Below are 22,514 nucleotides of genomic sequence, written 5' to 3' on the forward strand. Positions count from 1 at the left end.
GCTAAAGCAATAGCACGACCGCCCGGGCCTCGATGCTCAATCCCTGCCCTACCGGGCCCATTTTCTCCGCCGTCTTGGCCTTGACGTTGACCTGACCCAGTGCCAACCCGAGCGCTGCCGCAATGCGCTCGCGCATCGCCGCAATGTGCGGCATGAGCCGCGGCGCCTGCGCGATGACGGTGCTGTCGACGTTGCCGATCTGCCAGCCCTGCGCGCGCACCAGGCGTGCCGCCTCGGCCAGCAGCGCGATCGAATCCGCGCCCTTGAAGCGCTCGTCGGTGTCCGGGAAATGCGTGCCGATGTCACCCAGCGCGGCGGCACCCAGCAGCGCATCGGTGATGGCGTGCAGCAGCACGTCGGCGTCCGAGTGCCCGAGCAGACCCAGGGGATGCGCAATTTCCACGCCGCCGATGATGAGCTTGCGCCCCGCCACCAGCGCGTGCGTGTCCCAGCCTTCGCCAATGCGAAACGTCATGTCCGGCTCCTCAATATGATTTCTGCCAGGGCAAAGTCTTGCAGGTACGTGACCTTGAAGTTCTGCGCATCGCCCGGTACCAGTTTGGGCCGGTGGCCCATGGCCTCCATCGCGCCGGCCTCGTCTGTGACCTGGTCGCCGGCCTGCCGGAGCGCCTCGATCAGCGCGCCGATGCGAAACATCTGCGGCGTCTGGGCCAGCCATTTGTCACTGCGCTCCAGCGTGGCGGCCACCCGCCCGCCCGACTCGCATTTGAGCGTGTCCGCCAGCTTGTGCGCCAGCAGGCCACCGACCTCATCGTGCTCGCAGGCGTCGATCAGGGCATTGATCTGCGCGGGTGTGACCAGGCAGCGCGCAGCGTCGTGCACGAGTACCCAATCGGCGGGGGTGGCGCCTTGCTCAAACAGCTCAAGGAGGCCATTAAAAACGCTTGCAGCCCTTGTGGCGCCTCCACAGTTCGCTATTAAACATGGAGCGCTCTGCTGTTCAAAAAAATGATCTTCGGGCGCCACCACCACCAGCAGGTCGGCAATGCGCGGCACCGCGGCGAAGGCCGCCAGGGTGTGCAGCACCATGGGAAAACCGGCGAGCGGCTGGTATTGCTTGGGCAGCGCCGTGTTCGCGCGCGATCCCGTGCCGGCGCACGGGATCAAGGCAAAAAAACGGGGATTTTGGGCGGGATCGGTCATAACGGTGTCCCGCATTCTAAAATCCAATCCATCGCACCCCCCGCCTATCGTGGCGGGGGGTGCTTCGTATTGGCGCTATTCATGGATTTACCCAAACTCAACCCCGGCAAGCGGCATGCCCTGCCCCGCCCTGCCGGCTCGGCCGATGCCCTGCTGCTGGCCCGGTTGGCACAGCGTGACAAAACCGGCAACAGGCTCACGGCCATCGTGACCGCCGATGCGAACGACGCACAGCGGCTGATGGAGGAGATTGCCTTTTTCGCGCCCGAGCTGCGCTGCGCCCTGTTTCCCGACTGGGAAACGCTGCCCTACGACACGTTCTCGCCGCACCAGGACCTGATCAGCGAACGGCTCGCCACCCTGTGGCGCATTTCGCAGCGCGAAGTCGATGTGGTCATCGTTCCGGCCACCACGGCGCTGTACCGGCTGGCGCCGCCCGGTTTTCTCGCGGGCTACACCTTTCACTTCAAGGTCCGGCAAAAGCTCAATGAGGCCAAGCTCCGCGCCCAGCTCCTGCTTGCCGGCTACAGCCACGTGACGCAGGTCGTCAGTCCGGGCGAATACGCGGTGCGCGGCGGTCTGATCGATCTCTTTCCCATGGGCTCGCCGGTGCCCTACCGCGTGGATCTGTTCGACGATGAGATCGACTCGATCCGCACTTTCGACCCCGACAGCCAGCGCAGCCTGTACCCCGTGCCCGAAGTGCGGCTGCTGCCCGGGCGCGAGTTCCCGATGGACGACGACGCGCGCGCCAAATTCCGCAGCCGCTGGCGCGAACTGCTCGACGGCGACCCGACCAAGAGCCGCATCTACAAGGACATCGGCAACGGCGTGGCCACGGCGGGCATCGAGTACTACCTGCCGCTGTTTTTTGACGAGACCGCCACGGTGTTCGACTACCTGGGCGGCGGAACCGCCGGGCCGCCCCAAGGTTCCGCGCTTCCCTCGGGGGACGGCGGGCGCGAAGCGGGCGCCAAGGGGCACTTTCCTGCCACCGTGGTGCTGCACGGCGACCTGGAGCCCGCCTTCGCGCGCTTCTGGCAGGACACCAAGGACCGCTACCGGCTGGTGCAGGGCGACCCGGAGCACCCCGCGCTGCCGCCGCAGGCGCTGTTCCTGAGCGCCGAGCAGTTTTACGCGCGCGCCAACGAACATCCGCAGCTGGCAATACGGCCTGCCATTGAAGATGTGGCGGATAGCGCCCTGTTTCAAAAACTGGGCGAACTGTCCGTGGTGCGCGGCGCCGAAGACCCGCTGGCCCGGCTCAAGGCCCACCTGCAGAGCACCCCTCAGCGCGTGCTGCTGCTGGCCGAGAGCGATGGCCGGCGCGAGAGCCTGCTCGATTTCCTGCGCGCCAGCGGGCTCAACCCGCCGGTGTTCGACTCGCTGCAGGAGTTCCAAAGCAGCACCGAGCCCCTCGGCATTGCCACGGCCGCCCTCGCCACGGGTTTCAGCTGGCTCGAAGAAGGCCTCGACTTCGTCACCGAGACCGAGCTGTTCGCGGCCGGCCCGACCACGCGCCGGCGCAAAAAGCAGGAGCAGGTCAGCGACGTCGAAGCGCTCATCAAGGACCTGAGCGAGCTCAACGTCGGCGACCCGGTGGTGCACAGCGCGCACGGCATTGGCCGCTACCGGGGACTGATCCATCTCGACCTGGGGCAGCTGCAACCCGACGGTACGCACGCCGTGCAGGAGTTTTTGCACCTCGAGTACGCCGACAAGGCCGTGCTGTACGTGCCCGTCAGCCAGTTGCACCAGATCAGCCGCTACACCGGCGTGAGTGCCGACGAGGCGCCGCTGCACAAGCTCGGCTCCGGCCAGTGGGAAAAAGCCAGGCGCCGCGCCGCCGAGCAGGTGCGCGACTCGGCCGCCGAGCTGCTCAACATCTATGCGCGCCGCGCCGCGCGCGAAGGCCACGCGTTTAGATACAGCGCGCAGGATTACGAAACGTTTGCCAACGACTTCGGCTTCGAGGAAACCGCCGACCAGAGCGCCGCCATCCACGCCGTGATCCAGGACATGATCAGCCCGCGCCCCATGGACCGCCTGGTCTGCGGCGACGTCGGCTTCGGCAAGACCGAGGTGGCCTTGCGTGCCGCGTTCATTGCCATCACCGGCGGCAAGCAGGTGGCGTTCCTGGCGCCCACCACGCTGCTGGCCGAGCAGCACTACCAGACGCTGGTGGACCGTTTCGCCAAATGGCCGGTGAAGGTGGCGCAAGTCTCGCGCTTTCGCTCCGGCAAGGAAGTCACGGCGTCGCTCAAAGGCATCGCCGACGGCACGATCGACATCGTGGTCGGCACGCACAAGCTGCTCAGCGAATCGACCAAATTCAGGAATCTCGGCCTCTTGATCATCGACGAGGAGCACCGCTTCGGCGTGCGCCACAAGGAGGCCATGAAGGCGCTGCGCGCCGAGGTCGACGTGCTGACACTGACCGCCACGCCGATCCCGCGCACGCTGGGCATGGCACTCGAAGGACTGCGCGACCTTAGCGTGATCGCCACAGCGCCGCAGCGTCGCCTGGCGATCAAGACCTTTGTGCGCACCGAGGGCAACGGCGTGATCCGGGAGGCCGTGCTGCGCGAACTCAAGCGCGGCGGGCAAGTGTACTTCCTGCACAACGAGGTGGAAACCATCGAGAACCGCCGGCAAAAGCTCGAAGAAATCCTGCCCGAGGCGCGCATTGCGGTGGCGCACGGCCAGATGCCCGAGCGCGAGCTGGAGCGCGTGATGCGCGACTTCGTGGCGCAGCGCTACAACCTGCTGCTGTGCTCGACCATCATCGAGACCGGCATCGACGTGCCCACCGCGAACACCATCGTGATGAGCCGCGCCGACAAGTTTGGCCTGGCGCAGCTGCACCAGTTGCGCGGCCGGGTCGGACGCTCGCATCACCAGGCCTACGCCTACCTGATGGTGCCCGACCTGGAGGGCCTGACCAAACATGCGTCGCAGCGGTTGGAGGCCATCCAGCAGATGGAAGAACTGGGCAGCGGCTTTTACCTCGCGATGCACGACCTGGAGATCCGCGGCGCCGGCGAGGTGCTGGGCGAAAACCAGAGCGGCAACATGATGGAGATCGGCTTCCAGCTCTACAACGAGATGCTGGGCGAGGCCGTGCGCTGCCTCAAGGCCGGCATCGAGCCCGATCTGCTGGCCCCGCTCAACGCGACCACCGAGATCAACCTGCACGCGCCGGCGCTCCTACCCGACGACTACTGCGGCGACGTGCACCTGCGCCTGAGCTTCTACAAGAAGCTGGCTACCGCCAAAAACACCGACCAGATCGACGCCCTGCTGGAAGAAATTGTGGATCGCTTTGGCAAGCTCCCCACGCAGGCGCAAACCCTTATCGACGTGCACCGCCTGCGCGTGATCGCCAGGCCCTACGGCGTGGTGAAGGTCGATGCGGCACCAGGCGTGATCCACATCACCTTCAAGAAAGACCCGCCGATCGACTCGATGCGCATCATCGAGCTGATCCAGAAGAACCGCCACATCAAACTCGCCAGTAATGAGAAGCTGCGCATCGAGCGCGACCTGCCCGACCCCAAGGCCCGCGCCCAGATGGTGCGCGATGTGCTGCGCTCGCTGGGCCAACCCACTACCGAAACCATGACCGCATGACCGCACAAGAAATCTCCCCCGGCCTCGTGATCCGGGGCATCACCCCGCCCTTGAGCCTGCATGACTTCAGGCTCATCACGTTCGACATGGACTCGACCCTCATCAACATCGAGTGCGTCGACGAGATTGCCGACGCGGCCGGGCGCAAGGCCGAGGTCGCCGCCATCACCGAGGCCGCCATGCGCGGCGAGATTGCCGACTACAAGGAAAGCCTGCGCCAGCGCGTGGCCCTGCTCCGGGGCGTCACAGTGGCGAGCATGGAAGCGGTGTACGCGACGCGCCTGCAACTCAACCCCGGCGCCTTTGAGCTGGTGGCCGCCTGCAAGCAGGCTGGCCTGAAGCTGCTGCTGGTCAGCGGCGGCTTCACCTTTTTTACCGACCGCATCCGCGACCGGCTGGGCATCGACTTCACGCGCTCGAACATGCTGGAAGTGCAGGACGGCCTGCTGACCGGAAGAATGGTGGACCAGCCTTGGGGCGATATCTGCGACGGCGACGAAAAACGCAAGATGCTGCTGGAGACCTGCGCGAAGCTGGGCATCCAGCCTAGGCAGGCGATTGCCGTGGGCGACGGCGCCAACGACTTGCCGATGATGGGCAGCGCCGGCCTGTCGGTGGCCTACCACGCCAAGCCCACCGTGCGCGAGCAGGCCATGGTGGCGATCAACAGCGGCGGGCTGGACCGCCTGCTCGAGCTGATGGACAAAACGCCGATGCGCGCAGTACGATAGAGCATGGCTCTGCCACACGCTCAACCACTGGATGCGATCGACATTCGTCCGCTCGGTGCCGGCCTGCGCACGGCAAAAACCCACAGCCTGATCAAGACCGAAAAGCTCCAGTTGATGCAGGTGGTGCTGGCGGCCGGCCAGGGGCTGCCCGAACATCGCGCGCCGAGCGAGGTCACAGTGCAGTGCCTGGAAGGCGAGGTCGAGGTGGCCACGCCCAATCGCCTGTGTCGCCTGCAGGCGGGCGAGGTCGTCGTGCTGCCGGCAGATGAGCCCCACGCCGTGCTGGCCCACCGCGACGCGACGCTGCTGGTGACCGTGCTGCTGCACGCCTGACACGCGCCGGCATGTCGTCGCGCAACCGTCAGAAGTTGGCTGGTGTCAGGTTTTTTCCACCACGGGCCGACCCGCCAACACCGTAAAACTCGCCAGCGTTTCGATGCGGGTGTCCCGGCGCGTCACGTCGTCCAGCACGCGCAGGGTGGTGGTCAGCTGCCGGGGCGTGAACTCGACCACACCGTAGCCCTTGCGCTGCGCATCGGCAAACACGAAGTGCGGATTCTCGGCCAGACGCTCGGCCGTTCTGGCATTGCCGCTCGAGCGCGAGGTGATGCTGGTACCGCAGAACTCCACACCTACGGCGGGACTGCTCGCATCCGCGTAATCGGCCTTGACATGGCCAACCCAGTTCTCGTGCACGTCGCCGCCGAGCAGCACGGCGTTGGCCACCGCGTGCCGGCGCAGTGAATCGGTCAGGCGTGTGCGCGCCGCCGGATAACCGTCCCAGCCGTCGTTCCACAGGGTTTGGCCGGGGCCGGGTTTGAAGTCGCGCTGGCCGAACAGGGTCTGCTGGCCCAGCACATTCCAGGTCTGGCCCGCCCGGGCAAATTCCTGGCCCAGCCAGCGCTCCTGCGCCATCCCGAGCAAGCTGCGCCCGGCGTCGTTCCAGGACGGGCAACTGGCCGGATCCACCGTGCTCGACCCCAGCATGCCATCGCGCGTGCAGACCTGCGGGTCTTTGTACTGCCGCGCATCGAGCAGGTACAGCGAGGCCAGCCGGCCGTATTGCATCCGGTTGTAGATGCGCATCTCGGCGCCGGGGTCCCGATGCACCAGGCCGGTCATGCCGCGGGTCAGCACGGACGCACGTATCGGCATGTGTTCGTAATACGCCTGGTACGCCGCCGCGCGGCGCGCGGTAAAGTCGGCGGGCGTTGAGGGATCGAGCCGGCTGCTGTAACCGGCCTGCGCGCCCGCGTAGTCGTTCTGCACCTCATGGTCGTCCCAGGTCACCAGCCAGGGGCAGGCGGCGTGCATGGCCTGCAAATCAGCCTCGCCCTTGTACAGGGCGTAGCGCCGGCGGTAGTCGTCCAGCGTCAGTACCCAGCCACCCGGCGGCACGCGCACGGCGTGGGCGGCGCCCGGGTATTCGTAGATGTAGTCGCCCACGAACAGCACCGCGTCCAGATTCTCCTCGCGCATGTGGCGGTAGGCGCTGAAATAGCCATGCTCCCAGCGCTGGCAGGAGGCGTAGGCCAGTCGCAGCCGCGCCACGATGGCATCGGGCGCCGGGAACGTGCGCGTGCGCCCCACCGGACTGCGGGCATCGCCCACCATGAAGCGGTAGAAGTACCAGCGGTCCGGCGTCAGCCCGGCCACCTCCACGTGCACCGAATGCGCCAGTTCGGGCTGCGCCTGGGCCTGGCCGCTTTGCACGATGCGGGTGAAACCCTCGTCGTGCGCCACTTCCCAGCGCACGGTCACGGCGCCCTGCCCCACATTCGCGTCCCACAGGTCGGCCGGTGCCAGCCGGGTCCACAGCACCACCGAGTCGTGCGTGGGCGAACCACTGGCCACCCCGAGCGTGAATGGATCGGCATCGAGCCGGGGCTGGCTCCAGGCGCTGCGCGGCAACCACAGGGTCGTGGCAGCGGCGCCAGCCAGTTGCAGCAGACGGCGACGGTCGTGGGCCGCAGACGGGATGGATGTTTTCATGGTGGTGAGGCCCGGCCGCACAGAGCGCCTGGCAGCATGCCGGGCCATTCCAGCGGGACTATGTTTTCCATAGCAATGAGTGCATCTCCATCAAGGGCTACAGGCTCTTTTCTCTTGCATCTGGCGCATCAAAAAGCCCCGGTGCGCCGAACGCCGCGCCTTCGATCAACAGCATGCGCAGCTTGGTTGTGACACCGCCGCGGGCCGAGAAGCCGCCCGCCCCGCTGCCAGCCGCCAGCACCCGGTGGCACGGCACGACGGGCGCAAACGGGTTGTGCCCCAGCGCCTGCCCCACTGCACGCGCCGCGCCGGGCTCGCCGATGCGCGCGGCGACCTCGCCATAGGTGAGCGTCGCACCGGGCGCAATCGCGCGCGTGACCTCGTAAACGCGGCGGTTGAAGGGCGGCACGCCTTGCATGTCGAGCGGCGCGGCACCAAGCACGTCAGGCTCGCAACGCTCGCCGCGCAGCAAGGCCACCACGGCGTCGATGACGCACTGCACCGCGGGCGGCGGCAGCGCTTCCTGTGCGCCCGCAGGCCGGCGCAGACGCACGCGCGTCGCGTGATCATTCGCCTCGGGCAACTGCACGCCGTAGATGCCGTGTTCACCCCATGCGATGCCGCAGCGCCCGATGGCCGTGTCGAACAATGAAAAGCCGGATGTCGCCATGGTCACAGGACGCTGCGGCGCAGCAGATGACTCCCGCGCCGGGCCCGGTAGAGCAGGAATCCGACAATGCTGACGTTGAGCAGGTTCCACACCGTTCCGTTGAGGAAGGCAGCACGGTAGGAGCCCGTGAAATCGAAAATCACACCCGACATCCAGCCCCCCAGCGCCATGCCGAACAGCGTCGCCATGAGCACGGTGCCGACACGTGCGCCGGCCTCCCTGGGCGCGAAATACTCGCGCACGATCAGCGCATAGGCGGGCACGATGCCGCCCTGGAACAGGCCGAACATGCCGGACACCACGTACAGAGGCGCCAGTCCCTTGAACGGCAGAAACATCAGCAGCGCAATGCCTTGCAGTACGGAGCCGAGTAAGAGCGTGCGCAGGCCGCCGATCCGGTCGGAGATCCAGCCCGAGGCGAGCCGGCTGATGATGCCCATCCCCAGCATCAGCGACAGCATTTCGGCGCCGCGCGCCGCGCCAAAACCCAGGTCCCCGCAATACGCCACGATATGCACTTGCGGCATCGCCATGGCCACGCAGCAGGCCACGCCTGCGATGCACAGCAAGCCCTGCAGCGCGGCGGGCGACAGGCCCAGCGCACGAGCCGGGTCGACGCCGGCCAGCCAGCGGGCTCGCTCCGGCGGCGCCGCTGCGGTCGCCAACTCCGCCGGCGGCGCCTGCCGGCGCAGCACCAGAGCGAGCGCCGGCATGATCAGCAGGCTGAACACCCCGATGCCGATATAGGCCTGGCGCCAGCCAATGCTGTCGATGTAGTGCTGCAGAATCGGCGGCCAGACGGCGCCGGCCAGGTAGTTGCCGCTCATGCAGATGGCCACCGCGATACCGCGCCGGCGCGCAAACCACTGCGAGGTGTCGGCCACCAGCGGCGCAAATGTGGCCGAGGTGCCGAACAGCCCGATCAACACCCCATGCGCCAGACTGAACTGCCACAGACTGCCCGCCAATCCCGCGACGATGAAACCGGCGCCGAGGCCGGTGGACCCGATCAGCACGGTGACCATCACGCCAAAGCGGTCGGACAAGCGCCCCATCAGGATGCCACCCAGGCCGAAGCCGACCATCGTCAGTGTGTACGGCAGCGATGCATCGGCGCGCGCCACGCCGAAATCGGCCTGAATACGCGGCAGCACCACGGTGACCGAATACATGCCGGCGCTACCGATGGTCATCAGCAGCAGCGAGACGAGCAGCCGCATCCACGCGTAAGGGGATTCAATGTCCTGAGGGGATCCAGTGCGCGATTTCATGGCCGCTATTGGAACGCAGAATGCCGGCGTTGTCCCCATTGGCATGGGGCCGCGCCACCCAAGCATCAGGCCCAGTCCACCGGCTTGGAAAAATACCTGAAATAGCGCCGAAACTCCGGGCTGACGCGTTTCAGCTCCACCCGGTGCGCCACCGACAGGCGCTTGAAGACCTTCTCGCCGTGCGCCGTCAACTTGACGCCCACGCGGCGCCGGTCCTGCTTGGACGGCTTGCGGCTGACAAACCCTTCCTTTTCCAGGCGATCCACGAGACCGACGGCACTGTTGTGCTTGATCAGCATCCATTGCGCCAGCTCGGTGATGGTAATCACCTCAGCCTCCGGGTGCCCCTTGATCGCCAGCAGCGCCTGGTACTGCTGCGGCGTCAAGCCCAAAGCGGCACACTCCTGTTCACTGAAGAAATTGAACTGGCGCAGCTGGGCGCGAAACTCCGCCAGCATCTTGAATTCGTCGCTTTTCATTGTTCTGCCCGGCCGATGCGCCTCGCCTCTTCTGCCTTTTCCATTACGTGTACCTGACAGCATGCGCGCTCCAGCGCAGATCTTTCTTAGGGTTTTCGAGAGTTGGCCAATGTATCGTACCAAGATATATTCGCCACTATACCGTGCAAGGAATGCACAAAGCTGTTTTTTCTGGTAACGCGTTATTACCACTTTGGTGAACGTCGACTTGGAGGGGCGACGCGCCGACTTGCTGCCAGGCGCTGAAAGAAAAATTTGCAAGCCAATGGCTGTGACCCGGGCCAAGATCAGGATCAATTTCCAAGAAAGGAAGCACATGTCAAAGTTCAAGCTCACCAACGAGGCGACATCCGCCATCTCGCGCCGTGCCGCGCTGCATCGCAGCGCAGGCGTGGCTGGCGCCACATTGCTGGCCAGTTTCGGGGGCATCCAATGGGCCTACGCCGAAGACAAACCGGCCATGGGGACCTGGCCGGCCGGGTCGCAGGGCGACACGGTTTTCATCGGTGCAGCCGTGCCTCTCACTGGCACCTATGCGGTGCAGGGTGAGGACGAGCGCAAGGGCATGGAGCTCGCCGTCGAGCACATGAACACCAATCACGAGCTGATGAAGAAATTCGCGCCAAAGGTGAACAACGGCCTGCTCGGCAAGAAAGTGAAATTGCTCTCGGCCGACTCGGCCGCCAAGCCGAACCAGGCGCTGCAGGTGGAACAGACTTTCATCAACCAGAGCAAGGTCATCATGATGACCGGCTCGACCTCATCGGCCGTGGCGGTGGCGCTCAACAAGTTTGCCGATCGCGAGAAGATTCTTTATCTGGCCGGCATCTCCGGCTCCAACGACACGACCGGCAAGGACTGCGTGCGCTACGGCTTCCGGCAAGGCTTCTACGGTGAGACGGCGGCCAATGCGATCGGCCCGGTGCTGGTCAAGCAGTTCGGCAAGAACCGCAAGGCCGCGTTCATGACGCCGGACTACACCTATGGCCACACCACGACGAAATCTGTCAACGACTACCTGACCAAGAACGCGGGCTGGACCATGGTGACCAATCAGGTGTCGCCGCTCGGCACCCAGGATTTCAGCCAGTACCTGACCAATATCGCGAATTCGGGCGCCGAATTCCTGATCAACGTCAACTGGGGGCGTGACGCCGTGTTGTCGACCCAGCAGGCCAAGCAGTTCGGCCTGCTCCCGAAGATGACGCTGGTTCTCCCGTACCAGATTCCATTTATCGCGAAGGAGGTTGGACCGGACATCACGGCTGGCGTTTTTGCGGCGACCGATTTCTGGTGGACGCTCGAAGACAAGTATCCCCTTGCCAAGCTGTTCGTGGACGCGTTCCAGAAGAAGTACGGCTATCGACCGGAATGGGGTGCCGAAAACTCCTATGTGAGCTTCGCCCAGTGGGCGCGGATGGTGACCGAAGCCGGCAGTTTCTACCCACCCGACGTCATCAAGCAGTACGAGAAGGGTGAAACCATTCCGTCGCTCCTTGGTGATGTGCACTATCGGCCGCAGGATCACCAATGCATTCGTCCGGTTGTGATTGTTCGCGGCAAAGCCAAGAAGGACATGAAGAACAACGAGGACTTCTGGGAAGTACTCGAAATCGTGCCCGGTGAAAAGGTCACGCAGCCAGCCGACGCGTTTGGCTGCAAGCTCGGCAGTTACACCTGACAGACAAGGACGCCCTCTGGCCGGTGCAGGATCGGAGTGCTTGCTGTCGCACATGATGGCAAGCATTCATGATGCTGGCGGCCCGTTGAGGGCGGGACAAATCCTGACGCAAACATGACATGTTCGAATTGATCGACGACCAGGGCGGGACAGCGTGATTAACTGGGCCAACTTCATATCGCAATGCTTCAACGGCCTGGTGCTGGGCGCGTTGCTGGCGCTGATCTCCTCGGGCCTGACGATCATCTACGGCACGCTCGGCGTGCTCAACCTCGCGCACGGCGCGATGTTCATGCTGGGTGGCTATGCCGGCTGGCTGGCCTACACCTACTCCGGCTCTTTCATCGTCGCGGTCATTGCCGGCTCGCTGTTCGTGATGGTGGTGGGCGTGGTGACCGAGCGCTTGATCATTCGTCATTTCTACGCACGGCCGCCTGAAGATCAGCTTCTCGTCACCTTCGGCCTTGGCATCGTCTTCGTCGAAGCTGTGCGCTTCGTCTTCGGCAGCCTGTCGCAGACGGTGCCCCCGCCGGCACCGCTGGCCGGCATCACGTCGCTCGGCTTCATGCTTTACCCGACCTATCGGCTCGCGTTGCTCGGCATCGTCGCGGTTTCACTGCTTGCGCTGTATTTTGTGCTCTACCGCACCCGCATCGGCATGATCGTGCGTGCCGGGATCGAGGATTCGATGATGGTCAGCTCGCTCGGCATCAACGTCTACAAGATTTTCATGCTGGTGTTCGGCATTGGCGCGATGGCGGCGGGCTTTGCCGGCATCATCAACGCCCCGGTAGTCTCGATTGCGCCCGACGTCGGCGAAGCGATTCTGGTGCAAACCTTCGTCGTCGTCGTCATCGGCGGCGTCGGCTCCTTCCCGGGCGCGGTGCTCGGCGGCCTTATCGCCGGCGAGCTCATCAGCCTGACCTCGATGGTCGATCCCGCCTATTCCTATGTCGTGCTGTTCGTGGCTATGACGCTCGTGCTGGTGTTCCGTCCTCGCGGACTGCTCGGCACAGCGGGTCGCGAATAAAATTAATTCACCGATGTCCAGACCACGTCGCTTCCATGTCGAAATCCTGACGGCCGTCGGCCTGATTGTGGCGCCATTCGTACTGCCCTATCTCGGCTTCTCTCCGACCACGATCAATCGGATCCTCATTTGGGGCCTGGTCGGGATCGGTTTCGACCTCCTGTTCGGCTACACCGGCCTGCTTTCGTTCGGCCAGTCCGCATTCTTCGGCTCGGGCGGCATGTTCGCGGCCTACCTGCTGACGCAGACCTCGTTCACCAATACCATCGTGGCCCTCATTCTCGGCACGATCGTGGCCGGTGTCATCGGCTATCTGGTTGGCCTGGTCGCGCTGCGGCGCACCGGCATCTATTTCGCCATGATTACCGTGGCGATCGCCGAAGTCTTCTTCTTCGTCGAATTCAACCCGCTGTCAGCCTACACCGGCGGCGAGAATGGCCTGCCCGGCGTGCCGCCGCCGAACCTGAGCCTGGGCTTCACGAGCATCGAGTTCACCAGCAACCTGTCGATGTATGCCTTCTTCGCGTTCTGGTATTTCGTCGGGCTGGTGATCGCGCTGCGCATCGTGCGCTCGCCCGTCGGCCTTATGCTGCGCGCCATTCGCGACAATCCACTGCGCGCGCAGGCGCTGGGTCACAACATCCACAGCTACAAGCTGCTGGTTTTCGTGATCGCATCCATGTATGCGGGTTTCGGCGGTGGCCTGCTCGGCCTCATGCAGGGCTTCATGCCGCCCGACGCCTTTATGTTCGACACCTCGGGGCAAATCGTCATCATGACCGCCATCGGCGGCGCGGGCACTCTGTTTGGGCCGCTGCTCGGTGCGGCGGTCTGGCTCTACCTGAGCGATTTCTTCCAGACGATCCTGAACCTTGGCGCCACCTGGAAGCTAATCCTTGGGATCGTGTTCGTGCTTCTGGTGGTTTTCCTGCGCCGCGGCCTGGCTGGTGCGATCGTCGATCTGTACGACCGGGCAAGAGGTGGCAAGAAGACGGTGGCGTCGCCGATTGCCGCAGCGCCTGCGGCAACCACGTCGGCGCGGGTCACGGGGGGTGCGATGTCGGTCGGATACAAGGCGACCGCCAGCAAGACCGGCCCGATCCTGCAGGCGAGCGGCCTGACCAAGCGTTATGGCGGCCTGGTCGCCAACAGTGAAATCGACTTCATGGTTAAACACGGCGAGATACGAGGCATCATCGGGCCGAACGGCGCTGGCAAGACGACCTTCTTCAAGATGCTGACCTGCGAGATCGTGCCGACCTCCGGAAAAATCGTGTTCGATGGCCGCGACATCACTGACCTGGGCGTGGCCGATGCCTGCCAGCTCGGGCTCACCAAGAGTTACCAGATCAATCAACTCTTCGAACGTCTCACCGTCAGGCAGAACCTGCAAATCGCTGCACTCGGTGAGACCCGGGGCAAGTTCAGGCCCGACCTGTTCAAGAGCCTTTCAAAGGTTTCCGGTCTGGACGCGCAAGTCGAGGGCACTGCCGCTCTGGTTCATCTGACGGAGCGGCTCGATACGCCTGTGTCCGAACTGGCCTATGGCGAGAAGCGGCGGCTTGAGATCGGGTTGGCGCTTGCGACTTCGCCGAGCCTGTTGCTGCTCGACGAACCGCTTGCCGGCATGAGCACGCAGGAGCGGGTTGACACGGTGGCCCTGCTGAAATCGATTGCCCAGGGCCGCACGATGATCGTCATCGACCACGACATGGACTCGCTGTTCGAACTGGTCGAGAAAGTCACCGTGCTGCAGGAAGGACGTATCCTCGTTGAGGCGGCTACGCCCGATGAAATCAAGACCAACGCCGCGGTGCAGGAAGCCTATCTCGGCGGCGTGCATGAAGAGGTAGCGTTGGTATGAGCCTGCTTGAAGTCAGCGGCCTGAACAGTTACTACGGTGACAGTCACATCCTGTTCGATGTTTCGCTTCGCGTCGAGAAAAACGAGGTGGTGGCACTTCTGGGCCGCAACGGGGCCGGGAAATCCACAACGCTCAAGAGCCTGATGGGCGTGGTCAAGCCCAGAGCCGGGAGCGTCAAGCTCGAAGGTAAGGAGATTGCCGGCAAGAAGGCGCATGACATCGCCCGGGTCGGCATGCAACTCGTCCATGAAGACCGCCGCATCTTTGGCAGCCTCAATGTGGAGGAAAACATCATCCTTGCCGGGCTGACCGCCGACAACAAATGGCCGCTGGAGCGCATCTACGACATGTTTCCGCGGCTAAAGGAGCGGCGCACCAGTCGCGGCACGGACCTCTCCGGCGGTGAGCAGCAGATGCTGGCGATCGCGCGAGCGCTGGTGCGGGATCCGAAGATCGTGCTGCTCGACGAGCCATTCGAGGGGCTCGCCCCGGTCATTGTTCAGGATCTCGTGCGCGTCTGCCGCAGCCTGGCGCAGGCCGGCCAGACCATTGTTCTGGTCGAGCAGAACCTCGCCGCCACGCTGGCACTGGCAAGCCGCGTCTACATCATCAACAATGGCCACATCGCGCATGAAGGCCCGGCAGGCGAACTCAAGACCCAGCCGGATCTGCTGCAGCGCTATCTCGGCGTTTAGGTGAACGGCCGTCACGGGGCCGGGGGTTCAACGCAGAAAACTCCCGCGTGTCGGCGTTGTCCGACAGCAAAGCAGGCGCTCTGTCTGACATTCGGGGAGGGGCGTCGAGACTAGACTGAGGTATCCATTGGCGGAACCACAGGAGTCATCCATGCTCACACTCAATACATCCATCTCTTGTCGCAGCCTCACGCTATGTGCCTTGGGGGCCTTGCTGGGGGCGTCCGCGCTGGCTGCTGGCAGCCACGACTCATCCAGTGCCCAGGCGCAGTACCTGCAGGACCGTGCAGCCTGCAACGCCGGCCAGTCCAACGAAGATCGCGCTACCTGTCTGAAGGAGGCTGGCGCTGCGCTGCAGGCCGCCCGGCGTGGCGGCCTCACCAGCACCAGCCCGACTGAGTATCAACGCAACGCCCTGCTTCGGTGCAACGAACAGCCACCCGAAAACCGTGACGATTGCGTGGCGCGCATGCAAAGCCCCGCCCAGGGCGATGTGGGCGCAGGCGGCCTGCTCAGGGAAGCAGAGACGCCCGCCAAATAACGGCATGGGCCAGGGCCGCCCCCGGCAAGGGGAATTCTCGCCCCAGCCCGCCCGATTCAAGGCAGGCGCGCAGCACAATCCGCTCGCCCGTGTAAATACCGGTAACAGCATGAACCGATACACCGATCCTGTCGTCGCAAGTGCAGGTATCGCCGTTGCAAGATGAGTTCACTTCTGGAGAAACTGATGAAAAAACTGATTGCGCTCGCCCTGGCTGCTTGCGTCATAGCCCCCGTCTACGCGCAGGTGGGGGTATCCATTGGCATCAACCAGCCCGGTGTTTATGGCCAGATCAACATTGGCGGCTATCCCCCGCCTCCGGTGGTTTACCCGCAACCGGTGATCGTCGCGCCAGGGCCCGTTGCCGCGCCGCCGATGTACCTTTACGTTCCCCCGCTCTACCAGCAAAACTGGCGCCGTTATTGCGGTCGCTACAACGCCTGTGGCCGACCCGTGTATTTTGTTCAGGAGCAATGGGTTCGGGACCGTTACCAGCGTGCGCATCCCGGATGGCGCGGCAATGGTCACGATCGTCGCGACTGGCATGGTGGTCCCGACCGCGACCACCGTGGCGACGCAGGCCGGGGTGACCACCATGGCGACAGAGGCCGGGGCGACGACCGGCGGTAGTTGACGCCCTTTTAAGCGTCAGCCTTCGGCCAGACAGGCAATCGCCTGTTGCACCCCATCACGACCAAACGGAATGCCCTGCACCGTCAGGGCGGCTTCCACGCCGGCCAGGCAGCCCAGAATCATCGCGGGGTTCATGTCGCCCAGATGGCCGATGCGAAAAACCCGGCCTGCGAGCGGTCCCAGACCACCCGCGATGGCGACCTGGAACCGCTCCCGCGCCACCTCGCGCATCGCTTCGGGGTCGATCCCCGGCTGCACCAGCACAGTGGTGACCGACACCGAGCGGGCCTCGGGTACCCGACCGAAGAACTGCAACGCCCCACCCTCGCTCCAGCAGGCCACGGCGGCATGCACCGCACGCGCGATCAGCCGATGCCGCGCAATGACCTCGTCGACGCCTTCGCGAAAAATCAACGATAGCGCCGCGTCCAGCCCCATCAGCAGGCTTTGCGGCGGAGTGCCGCAAAATTTGCGATATACCAGATCGCTGCTGCGCCGGCTCCAGTCCCAGTAAAACCGGGGCGCCGGATTGCGGCTGGCCACGGCCATCGCCACGCTATCGACCGCCACAAAGCCCAGCCCGGGCGGCACCATCAGTCCCTTCTGCGATGCCCCAATTACAACGTTGGCGCCGAGGGCATCCATGGCAAACGGCGAAGCACCGAGCGAGGCCACCACATCGACCACGAACAAGGCCGGATGACCGGCGGCGTCGATGGCCGCGCGCAGCGCGCGCAGGTCGCTGGTCAAGCCGCTGGCGGTATCGGTGTGCACAGCGAACACGGCCACGATTTCATGCCGGGTGTCGGCACGCAGCGCCTGCTCCACGGCATCAACGTCGATGGGAAAGCCCTCAACGCAAGGCGTGCGAACCACACGGCCGCCGAGCGCCTCGGTCTGCACGGCCCAGGATTCCGAGAAGTGCCCGGTCCCCGGCACCAGAACCGTCTGACCCGGCGCGATCAGATTGACAATCGCCGCTTCCCAGGCGCCGTGACCATTCGCGGAGTACATGAACACCTGTGCCTGCTTCGTCTGCAACAGGCGTTTGAGTCCGCTCTCGCAAGCCTCGATGACCGCCTCGAGCCGCGGATCGGCCAGGTCCATGGGCTGACGGCTCATCGCATGCACCACCTCGTCGGGCACCCGGGTCGGGCCGGGAGAATGCAGGGATCGGTGGCCGGGAATGCGTTTCGGTGCGTTCATGGTGTCATTGTCCGCGAGGTGAATTTCATCTTAATCGACACGGAGGTTTTGCACCGACACATCGGCTTCCCGAGGCACCCTGGCGCCGCGCTGTAAAGTCACGGTCTGAACGAAAGATCCATCCAATGTCTCATCCAAGTGTGTGGGCGCCCAAGGTTCTGGCGCTGCTGCGCGGCGGCAATGCCACGGCGGCGCTGGCCCAGATCAAGGTGGCCCCCAGCGTGAAGGACCTGCAGCAGTTGCGTGCGGCTTTCGGTGCCGCAAATCTCGCGCCGCGTCTGCCCCATGTCGATGAGGCGATCGCCGACCAGATCGACGCCATGTCGGCTCCGCGCCTGCACCGCTCGCCCTAGAGACAAAACCACCCTCGCCCTTCAGCCTGCCCTCGGAGACGCCGTGTCCACCCCCATCTCAGACATCCACATCGCACGTGCCGATCCGCTGCCGGAACCACGGCTGTTGCAGGGCGAACTCCCCGCGAGCGAGGCGCAGGCCGCCGGCATCGCGGCCGCGCGTGCCGCGACCCGCAACATCCTGCGCGGCCTCGACGACCGGCTGCTGGTAGTCGTGGGCCCATGCTCGATCCATGAGCCCGAGTCGGCGCTGGAATACGCCGCGCGCCTGCGCGAGGTGGCGCAGCGCCTGGGCGAATCGCTGCTGCTGGTGATGCGCGTGTATTTCGAGAAGCCGCGCACGCGCATGGGCTGGAAGGGCCTGATCTACGACCCGGACCTCGATGGACAGGGCGACATCGGCGAAGGCCTGCGCCACGCGCGGCGCATCCTGCTGGCGTGCGCGCAGCTGGGGGTGCCGGCGGCTTCTGAAATCCTCGACCTGGTCACGCCGCAGTACTACGCCGAACTGCTGACCTGGGGCGCCATTGGAGCCCGCACGGTGGAGAGTCCGCTGCACCGCCAGATGGCGTCTGCCCTGTCGGCGCCGGTGGGCTTCAAGAACGCCACCAACGGCAGCGTGGCCGCCGCCATCGACGCAATCCACGTCGCCACCCAGCCGCACCGCTTTCCCACCATCTCGCTCGAAGGCCGGGCCATGGTCATCACGACCACGGGCAACCCCGACGGCCACCTGGTGCTGCGCGGCGCCAGCGACGGGCCGAATTTTGACGCGGCCAGCGTACGCCGCGCCACCGACGCGCTGAGCCAGGCGAGCTTGCCCGCGCGGCTGGTGATCGACTGCAGCCACGGCAACAGCAGCAAGGACTACGCACGCCAGCCCGCGGTGGCGGCCGACATCGCGCGGCAAATCGGCAGCGGCTCGGCCGGCATCTGCGGCGTCATGATCGAGAGCCATCTGGTGGAAGGCCGGCAAGACATTACCGAAGGCCGCAAGGGCCTGCGCTATGGCCAGAGCGTGACCGATGCCTGCATCGGCTGGGACACGACTGTGGAGGTTCTGGACAACCTCGCGGCAGCGGTTCGCCAGCGCCGAGCGGCTTCCGGGTTTGCATCAATTCAGAATGAAATAGGCTCGTAGCCCAATCACTATATGCCCGTGTAGCTATTATTTTGATAGTTAACACAATCTCTGCCGCCGGCGCCAGACCACGTCCCTTCGTTGGCCTCCCGGTCAGCTTTTTCCCCGCAGCGGGTCCAGCAGCGCGGACAGCCCGTTGTGATCGATCTCGTGCATCAGCACCAGCAGGCGGCCGATGTCGCCCGCCGGAAAACCCTCGCGCGCAAACCAGTTGAGGTAGTTGCCAGGCAAGTCGGCAATCAGCCGGCCCTTGTACTTGCCGTAGGGCATCTCGGTGGTCAGCAGGCGCTGCAACTGCTCGGAATCCATGCGCCTAACCTCCCGCCCGCTTGACCGTGCGGCCCTGCGCCTTGAGCATCTCGATCACGCGGTCGCAATGATCGCCCTGCACCTCAATCACCCCGTCCTTCACCGCGCCGCCGGAACCGCACGCCGCCTTGAGCTGCTTGCCCAATGCCGCGAACGCCGGCGCCTCCAGCGCCAGCCCCTTGACCAGCGTCACGACCTTGCCGCCGCGGCCCCTGGTTTCGCGCGAGACGCGCACGATGCCATCCGTGGCCGGGATGGGCGGCTTGGTTTTGCAGGCGCACAGCGCCACGGGTTGCCGGCAGGCGGGGCACATTCTGCCGGCCTCGGTAGAGTAGACGAGGCCACCGCTGGCTTGACGGCTTTTCATGGGCTCAATCCGGCACGAAGCGGGTCGTGAACTTCGCCGCGTCGGCTTCGAGTTCAAAGGTCACCAGTTGCCCCATCTTCATGTCGGCCGTCCGGCACGCGGCGAACAGGCTGGACTTGCCCTTGAGGTGAAAGCTCGGCAGGTCGATCAGCGCATAAGGGTGCGGCACAAAAACCTCATGCAGGAAGACCTCGCGGTGCACGTTGCGCGGCGAGGGAAAGAGCTTGTAGGCGTCGGTGGTGATCGTGCGTGAGGCCATGATGTGTTCTCAGTGTTGCCCGCCGATCACGCGGGCCAGAAAGGCTTGCGTCCGCTCGTGCTGCGGACGCGACAGCACCTCGCCCGGTGGTCCCGACTCGACGATGACTCCGCCGTCCATGAAGGCGATTTTATGGCCGGCGTCGCGCGCGAAGGCCATCTCGTGGGTCACGACGATCATGGTCATGCCGTCCTCGGCCAGGCCGCGCATCACGGCCAGCACTTCATCAACAAGCTCGGGGTCCAGCGCGGAGGTGGGCTCGTCGAACAGCATGAGCTTGGGCTGCATGGCCAACGCCCGCGCGATCGCGACCCGCTGCTGCTGCCCGCCGGACAGGCGGCTCGGGTAGACGTCCGCCTTCTCGCGCAGGCCCACGCGTTGCAGTAGCGCGCGCGCGCGCTCGACCGCCTCGGCCTTCGATTCGCGCTTCACGTGCAGCGGTGCCTCGATGATGTTTTCCAGCACCGTCAGGTGCGGAAACAGGTTGAAGCGCTGGAACACCATGCCGATGCTCGCGCGCTGGCGGCAGACCTCGCGCTCGTGCATTTCGTACAGGAGATCACCGCGTTCGCGGTAGCCGATCAACTCGCCGTCGACCGACAGCCGCCCGGCGTCGATCTTCTCCAGGTGATTGATGCAGCGCAAAAAAGTGCTTTTGCCCGAGCCCGACGGCCCGATCAGGCACAGCACCTCGCCAGGGGCGACGTCGAGGTCGATCCCCTTGAGCACCTCGTCGCGCCCGTAGCGCTTGTGCACGTCCTGCGCGCAGACCATGGCGCCCGTTCCTGCCGCCGCCCCCGGCTTGGTGTCAGCGCGCGCCATGCAGCCCCGTCCCAGAGCGGCCAAGCCGGCGCTCCACAAAATACTGGCCGATGCTGGTGATGGTCGTGAGCACCAGGTACCAGAAGGTCGCCACCAGCATCAGCTCGAGGGTGTGCAGGTTGGCCGACGAGATGTTCTGCGCGGCCGTCAGCAGATCGCCGCCCGCGATCACCGAAACCAGCGAGGTCGCCTTCAGCAGCGAGATGAACTGGTTGCCCGCCGGCGGGATGATCACGCGCAGTGCCTGCGGCAGGATGATGCGGCGCATGGAAAGCGTGCGCGGCATGCCCAGCGCGAGCGAGGCTTCATATTGGCCGCGATCGACCGCCAGGATGCCGGCGCGCACGATCTCCGCCATGTAGGCGGCCTCATTCAGGCCGAGCGCGACGACCGACGCGACAAACGGCGTCATGACCGCGTTGGTGTCGAACGGGCCGATGTGCTGGAACAGCAGCGCCAGGTTGCCCCAGATCAGGATCTGCACCAGCAGCGGCGTGCCGCGCAGCAGCCAGGTGTAAAAGCCGCTGCCCAGGCGCAGCACCGGGCTCGCCGACAGCCGCAGGATGGCCAGCACAACGCCCAGCACCAGACCGATCACCGTTGCCAGCAGGGCAAGCACGATGGTCGTGCGAAGCCCCGCCAGGATGGCCGGCGCGAACTGGTACTGCACGATCACCGAATGAACGATGTTCGGGTTGCGCCAGACCGAGGCCGCCAGCAGCACCAGCAGCGTGCCGACCACGGCGCTAGTGAGCCAGAGCCCGGGCCGGCGCAGCGGCACTATGCGCGTCATCGCGGGCCCCTGCTGCCGGAGCGTTTGTGGCTCGTCACAACTTGAGGTTGGCGCCGCCGTTGATCGTCGCCGACGTCACCGCGCCGCCTTCGACCCCGTGCTTCTCGAGAATCTTGCGGTAGCTGCCGTCGGCGATCAGCGCATTGAGCGCCTTTTGCAAGGCGTCACGCAGCGGCTGGTTCGTCTTGGACACGGCAATGCCCAGCGGCACCGGCTGGTACTCGTGGCCGGGCACCACATCAAAGACCTTGCCGTCACCCGCGGTCCTGGCCAGATAGACCATCACCGGCGAATTGCCGAGAAATGCCGCGACGCGGCCCGTCTGCACCTGCAGCCGTGCATCCGAGGGTTGTGCGTACTGCAGATTGGCAATTTCGGGCTTGCCGGCGCTGCTGCACCTGGCACTCATCTCGTTGACCAGCATGATTTGCGTCGACCCCTGGACCGTGGAGACGGTCTTGCCGCACATCGTCTCCAGGCTCTCGATGTGCTCGGGGTTGCCTTTCTTGACCAGCAACATCGTGCCGAGGTTGAAGAAGTCGACAAAGTCAACCACCTTCTCGCGCTCGGGGGTGTCGTTCATCATCGTGAACGTAATGTCGATGTGCTTGGCCTGCATGGCCGGCAACAAACCGCCAAAGGGAATCGCCTTGAAGCTGATCGTCTTGCCCAGCTGTTTGCTCATGGCCGCAGCCAGATCGACGATCGCGCCCTGCAGCGTGGTGCCGTCGGAGGCGTAGGAGATCATCGGCGGGCTGTTCGTGATCGAGCCCGCCACAATGTCGTCAGCGGCCAGGGCCGGCGAAAAAGCGGTGGCCAGCCAGACTGCCGGCAAAACGGCAACGAGGGTGAGTTTGCGAACGGATTGCATGTTTGCTCCTGT

General features: G+C 64.9%; 24 protein-coding genes. 11 read left to right on the forward strand and 13 right to left on the reverse strand.

Annotation, left to right across the window (positions count from 1 at the left end):
* Position 1: 1 nt before the first annotated feature.
* Both ispF and ispD read right to left on the reverse strand, forming a co-directional pair.
* Complete coding sequence (ispF, locus tag B0E49_RS14420) at positions 2–475, reverse strand: 2-C-methyl-D-erythritol 2,4-cyclodiphosphate synthase (RefSeq protein WP_077562896.1); 474 nt, start codon at positions 473–475, stop codon at positions 2–4.
* On the reverse strand, positions 472–1,164 hold the full coding sequence (gene ispD, locus B0E49_RS14425) for a 2-C-methyl-D-erythritol 4-phosphate cytidylyltransferase (protein ID WP_077562897.1): 693 nt from the start codon (positions 1,162–1,164) through the stop codon (positions 472–474). The genes ispF and ispD overlap by 4 nt, the downstream gene beginning before the upstream one ends.
* 81 nt (positions 1,165–1,245) lie before the next feature.
* Here ispD and mfd point away from each other — a divergent pair, with 81 nt between their 5' ends.
* Genes mfd through B0E49_RS14440 form a run of 3 tightly spaced genes read left to right on the forward strand, consistent with a single transcriptional unit; the run spans position 1,246 to position 5,858 of the window.
* Positions 1,246–4,794 carry a transcription-repair coupling factor gene (mfd, locus tag B0E49_RS14430; protein WP_077562898.1) on the forward strand — a complete coding sequence of 1,183 codons (3,549 nt, stop codon included), beginning with the start codon at positions 1,246–1,248 and terminating at the stop codon, positions 4,792–4,794.
* Positions 4,791–5,525: a phosphoserine phosphatase SerB gene (serB, locus tag B0E49_RS14435; RefSeq protein WP_077562899.1), complete on the forward strand. Its 735-nt coding sequence runs from the start codon at positions 4,791–4,793 to the stop codon at positions 5,523–5,525. Before mfd ends, serB begins: the two co-directional genes overlap by 4 nt.
* A gap of 3 nt (positions 5,526–5,528) precedes the next feature.
* Positions 5,529–5,858 carry a cupin domain-containing protein gene (locus B0E49_RS14440; protein WP_077562900.1) on the forward strand — a complete coding sequence of 110 codons (330 nt, stop codon included), beginning with the start codon at positions 5,529–5,531 and terminating at the stop codon, positions 5,856–5,858.
* 45 nt (positions 5,859–5,903) lie between these two features.
* On the opposite strand, the gene B0E49_RS14445 is transcribed toward B0E49_RS14440, so the two are convergent.
* From B0E49_RS14445 to B0E49_RS20735, 4 genes are all read right to left on the reverse strand, one after another.
* Positions 5,904–7,517: an alkaline phosphatase D family protein gene (locus B0E49_RS14445; RefSeq protein ID WP_077562945.1), complete on the reverse strand. Its 1,614-nt coding sequence runs from the start codon at positions 7,515–7,517 to the stop codon at positions 5,904–5,906.
* Between the two features lie 97 nt (positions 7,518–7,614).
* On the reverse strand, positions 7,615–8,187 hold the full coding sequence (locus B0E49_RS14450) for a methylated-DNA--[protein]-cysteine S-methyltransferase (protein WP_077562901.1): 573 nt from the start codon (positions 8,185–8,187) through the stop codon (positions 7,615–7,617).
* A gap of 2 nt (positions 8,188–8,189) precedes the next feature.
* Entirely contained in the window at positions 8,190–9,458 is a 1,269-nt protein-coding gene (locus tag B0E49_RS14455) for an MFS transporter (RefSeq protein WP_077562902.1), read from the reverse strand.
* Positions 9,459–9,523: 65 nt separating this feature from the next.
* Positions 9,524–10,267 carry a MarR family winged helix-turn-helix transcriptional regulator gene (locus tag B0E49_RS20735; protein ID WP_217349248.1) on the reverse strand — a complete coding sequence of 248 codons (744 nt, stop codon included), beginning with the start codon at positions 10,265–10,267 and terminating at the stop codon, positions 9,524–9,526.
* On the opposite strand from B0E49_RS20735, the gene B0E49_RS14465 reads away from it, so the two are divergent.
* The 6 genes from B0E49_RS14465 (at position 10,254) to B0E49_RS14490 (ending at position 16,378) form a co-directional block, all read left to right on the forward strand.
* Positions 10,254–11,618, forward strand: coding sequence for a substrate-binding protein (locus B0E49_RS14465; protein ID WP_077562946.1), 1,365 nt, complete (start codon positions 10,254–10,256; stop codon positions 11,616–11,618). The two genes, B0E49_RS20735 and B0E49_RS14465, sit on opposite strands and share 14 nt — an antisense overlap.
* Positions 11,619–11,772: 154 nt before the next feature.
* Entirely contained in the window at positions 11,773–12,648 is an 876-nt protein-coding gene (locus B0E49_RS14470) for a branched-chain amino acid ABC transporter permease (RefSeq protein WP_077562904.1), read from the forward strand.
* Positions 12,649–12,661: 13 nt separating this feature from the next.
* On the forward strand, positions 12,662–14,512 hold the full coding sequence (locus B0E49_RS14475) for a branched-chain amino acid ABC transporter ATP-binding protein/permease (protein ID WP_077562905.1): 1,851 nt from the start codon (positions 12,662–12,664) through the stop codon (positions 14,510–14,512).
* Positions 14,509–15,207 carry an ABC transporter ATP-binding protein gene (locus tag B0E49_RS14480; RefSeq protein ID WP_077562906.1) on the forward strand — a complete coding sequence of 233 codons (699 nt, stop codon included), beginning with the start codon at positions 14,509–14,511 and terminating at the stop codon, positions 15,205–15,207. Before B0E49_RS14475 ends, B0E49_RS14480 begins: the two co-directional genes overlap by 4 nt.
* 151 nt (positions 15,208–15,358) lie before the next feature.
* Entirely contained in the window at positions 15,359–15,748 is a 390-nt protein-coding gene (locus B0E49_RS14485) for a hypothetical protein (RefSeq protein ID WP_174571106.1), read from the forward strand.
* A gap of 186 nt (positions 15,749–15,934) precedes the next feature.
* Complete coding sequence (locus B0E49_RS14490; RefSeq protein ID WP_077562908.1) at positions 15,935–16,378, forward strand: hypothetical protein; 444 nt, start codon at positions 15,935–15,937, stop codon at positions 16,376–16,378.
* An 18-nt stretch (positions 16,379–16,396) separates the two neighbouring features.
* On the opposite strand, the gene B0E49_RS14495 is transcribed toward B0E49_RS14490, so the two are convergent.
* Positions 16,397–17,587: a pyridoxal-phosphate-dependent aminotransferase family protein gene (locus B0E49_RS14495; RefSeq protein ID WP_077562909.1), complete on the reverse strand. Its 1,191-nt coding sequence runs from the start codon at positions 17,585–17,587 to the stop codon at positions 16,397–16,399.
* 125 nt (positions 17,588–17,712) lie between these two features.
* Between B0E49_RS14495 and B0E49_RS14500 the strand changes: the two genes are divergently transcribed.
* Together B0E49_RS14500 and B0E49_RS14505 are read left to right on the forward strand one after the other, a co-directional pair.
* A complete protein-coding gene (locus B0E49_RS14500) occupies positions 17,713–17,940 on the forward strand; it encodes a hypothetical protein (RefSeq protein WP_077562910.1) in 228 nt (75 codons plus the stop codon).
* Positions 17,941–17,983: 43 nt separating this feature from the next.
* The gene (locus tag B0E49_RS14505) at positions 17,984–19,081 is read left to right on the forward strand and encodes a 3-deoxy-7-phosphoheptulonate synthase (protein WP_077562911.1); all 1,098 of its coding nucleotides are present in this window, start codon (positions 17,984–17,986) and stop codon (positions 19,079–19,081) included.
* Positions 19,082–19,174: 93 nt separating this feature from the next.
* Here B0E49_RS14505 and B0E49_RS14510 read toward each other — a convergent pair whose 3' ends face one another.
* Genes B0E49_RS14510 through B0E49_RS14535 form a run of 6 tightly spaced genes read right to left on the reverse strand, consistent with a single transcriptional unit; the run spans position 19,175 to position 22,502 of the window.
* Positions 19,175–19,390: a DUF3820 family protein gene (locus B0E49_RS14510; RefSeq protein WP_077562912.1), complete on the reverse strand. Its 216-nt coding sequence runs from the start codon at positions 19,388–19,390 to the stop codon at positions 19,175–19,177.
* A 4-nt stretch (positions 19,391–19,394) separates the two neighbouring features.
* The gene (locus B0E49_RS14515; protein WP_077562913.1) at positions 19,395–19,757 is read right to left on the reverse strand and encodes a translation initiation factor Sui1; all 363 of its coding nucleotides are present in this window, start codon (positions 19,755–19,757) and stop codon (positions 19,395–19,397) included.
* A gap of 4 nt (positions 19,758–19,761) precedes the next feature.
* Entirely contained in the window at positions 19,762–20,016 is a 255-nt protein-coding gene (locus tag B0E49_RS14520; RefSeq protein WP_077562914.1) for a hypothetical protein, read from the reverse strand.
* A 9-nt stretch (positions 20,017–20,025) separates the two neighbouring features.
* The gene (locus B0E49_RS14525) at positions 20,026–20,838 is read right to left on the reverse strand and encodes an amino acid ABC transporter ATP-binding protein (protein ID WP_286138024.1); all 813 of its coding nucleotides are present in this window, start codon (positions 20,836–20,838) and stop codon (positions 20,026–20,028) included.
* Positions 20,825–21,631, reverse strand: a complete 807-nt coding sequence (locus B0E49_RS14530) for an amino acid ABC transporter permease (protein WP_077562915.1) — start codon at positions 21,629–21,631, stop codon at positions 20,825–20,827. Before B0E49_RS14530 ends, B0E49_RS14525 begins: the two co-directional genes overlap by 14 nt.
* Before the next feature lie 34 nt (positions 21,632–21,665).
* On the reverse strand, positions 21,666–22,502 hold the full coding sequence (locus B0E49_RS14535) for an ABC transporter substrate-binding protein (protein WP_168175061.1): 837 nt from the start codon (positions 22,500–22,502) through the stop codon (positions 21,666–21,668).
* Positions 22,503–22,514 lie beyond the last annotated feature (12 nt).

The organism is Polaromonas sp. C04 (assembly GCF_002002705.1).
GTDB lineage: Bacteria > Pseudomonadota > Gammaproteobacteria > Burkholderiales > Burkholderiaceae_C > Rhodoferax_A.

Coding starts and splice junctions, on each gene's coding strand:
- B0E49_RS14490 (WP_077562908.1), top strand. CDS start 15,935: ATGAAAAAACTGATTGCGCTCGCCCTGGCTGCTTGCGTCATAGCCCCC.
- B0E49_RS14485 (WP_174571106.1), top strand. CDS start 15,359: ATGCTCACACTCAATACATCCATCTCTTGTCGCAGCCTCACGCTATGT.
- B0E49_RS14495 (WP_077562909.1), bottom strand. CDS start 17,587: ATGAACGCACCGAAACGCATTCCCGGCCACCGATCCCTGCATTCTCCC.
- ispF (WP_077562896.1), bottom strand. CDS start 475: ATGACGTTTCGCATTGGCGAAGGCTGGGACACGCACGCGCTGGTGGCG.
- B0E49_RS14525 (WP_286138024.1), bottom strand. CDS start 20,838: ATGGCGCGCGCTGACACCAAGCCGGGGGCGGCGGCAGGAACGGGCGCC.
- B0E49_RS14475 (WP_077562905.1), top strand. CDS start 12,662: ATGTCCAGACCACGTCGCTTCCATGTCGAAATCCTGACGGCCGTCGGC.
- B0E49_RS14520 (WP_077562914.1), bottom strand. CDS start 20,016: ATGGCCTCACGCACGATCACCACCGACGCCTACAAGCTCTTTCCCTCG.
- B0E49_RS14480 (WP_077562906.1), top strand. CDS start 14,509: ATGAGCCTGCTTGAAGTCAGCGGCCTGAACAGTTACTACGGTGACAGT.
- B0E49_RS14440 (WP_077562900.1), top strand. CDS start 5,529: ATGGCTCTGCCACACGCTCAACCACTGGATGCGATCGACATTCGTCCG.
- ispD (WP_077562897.1), bottom strand. CDS start 1,164: ATGACCGATCCCGCCCAAAATCCCCGTTTTTTTGCCTTGATCCCGTGC.
- serB (WP_077562899.1), top strand. CDS start 4,791: ATGACCGCACAAGAAATCTCCCCCGGCCTCGTGATCCGGGGCATCACC.
- B0E49_RS14450 (WP_077562901.1), bottom strand. CDS start 8,187: ATGGCGACATCCGGCTTTTCATTGTTCGACACGGCCATCGGGCGCTGC.
- B0E49_RS14455 (WP_077562902.1), bottom strand. CDS start 9,458: ATGAAATCGCGCACTGGATCCCCTCAGGACATTGAATCCCCTTACGCG.
- B0E49_RS14535 (WP_168175061.1), bottom strand. CDS start 22,502: ATGCAATCCGTTCGCAAACTCACCCTCGTTGCCGTTTTGCCGGCAGTC.
- B0E49_RS14445 (WP_077562945.1), bottom strand. CDS start 7,517: ATGAAAACATCCATCCCGTCTGCGGCCCACGACCGTCGCCGTCTGCTG.
- mfd (WP_077562898.1), top strand. CDS start 1,246: ATGGATTTACCCAAACTCAACCCCGGCAAGCGGCATGCCCTGCCCCGC.
- B0E49_RS14530 (WP_077562915.1), bottom strand. CDS start 21,631: ATGACGCGCATAGTGCCGCTGCGCCGGCCCGGGCTCTGGCTCACTAGC.
- B0E49_RS14510 (WP_077562912.1), bottom strand. CDS start 19,390: ATGGATTCCGAGCAGTTGCAGCGCCTGCTGACCACCGAGATGCCCTAC.
- B0E49_RS14515 (WP_077562913.1), bottom strand. CDS start 19,757: ATGAAAAGCCGTCAAGCCAGCGGTGGCCTCGTCTACTCTACCGAGGCC.
- B0E49_RS14465 (WP_077562946.1), top strand. CDS start 10,254: ATGTCAAAGTTCAAGCTCACCAACGAGGCGACATCCGCCATCTCGCGC.
- B0E49_RS14500 (WP_077562910.1), top strand. CDS start 17,713: ATGTCTCATCCAAGTGTGTGGGCGCCCAAGGTTCTGGCGCTGCTGCGC.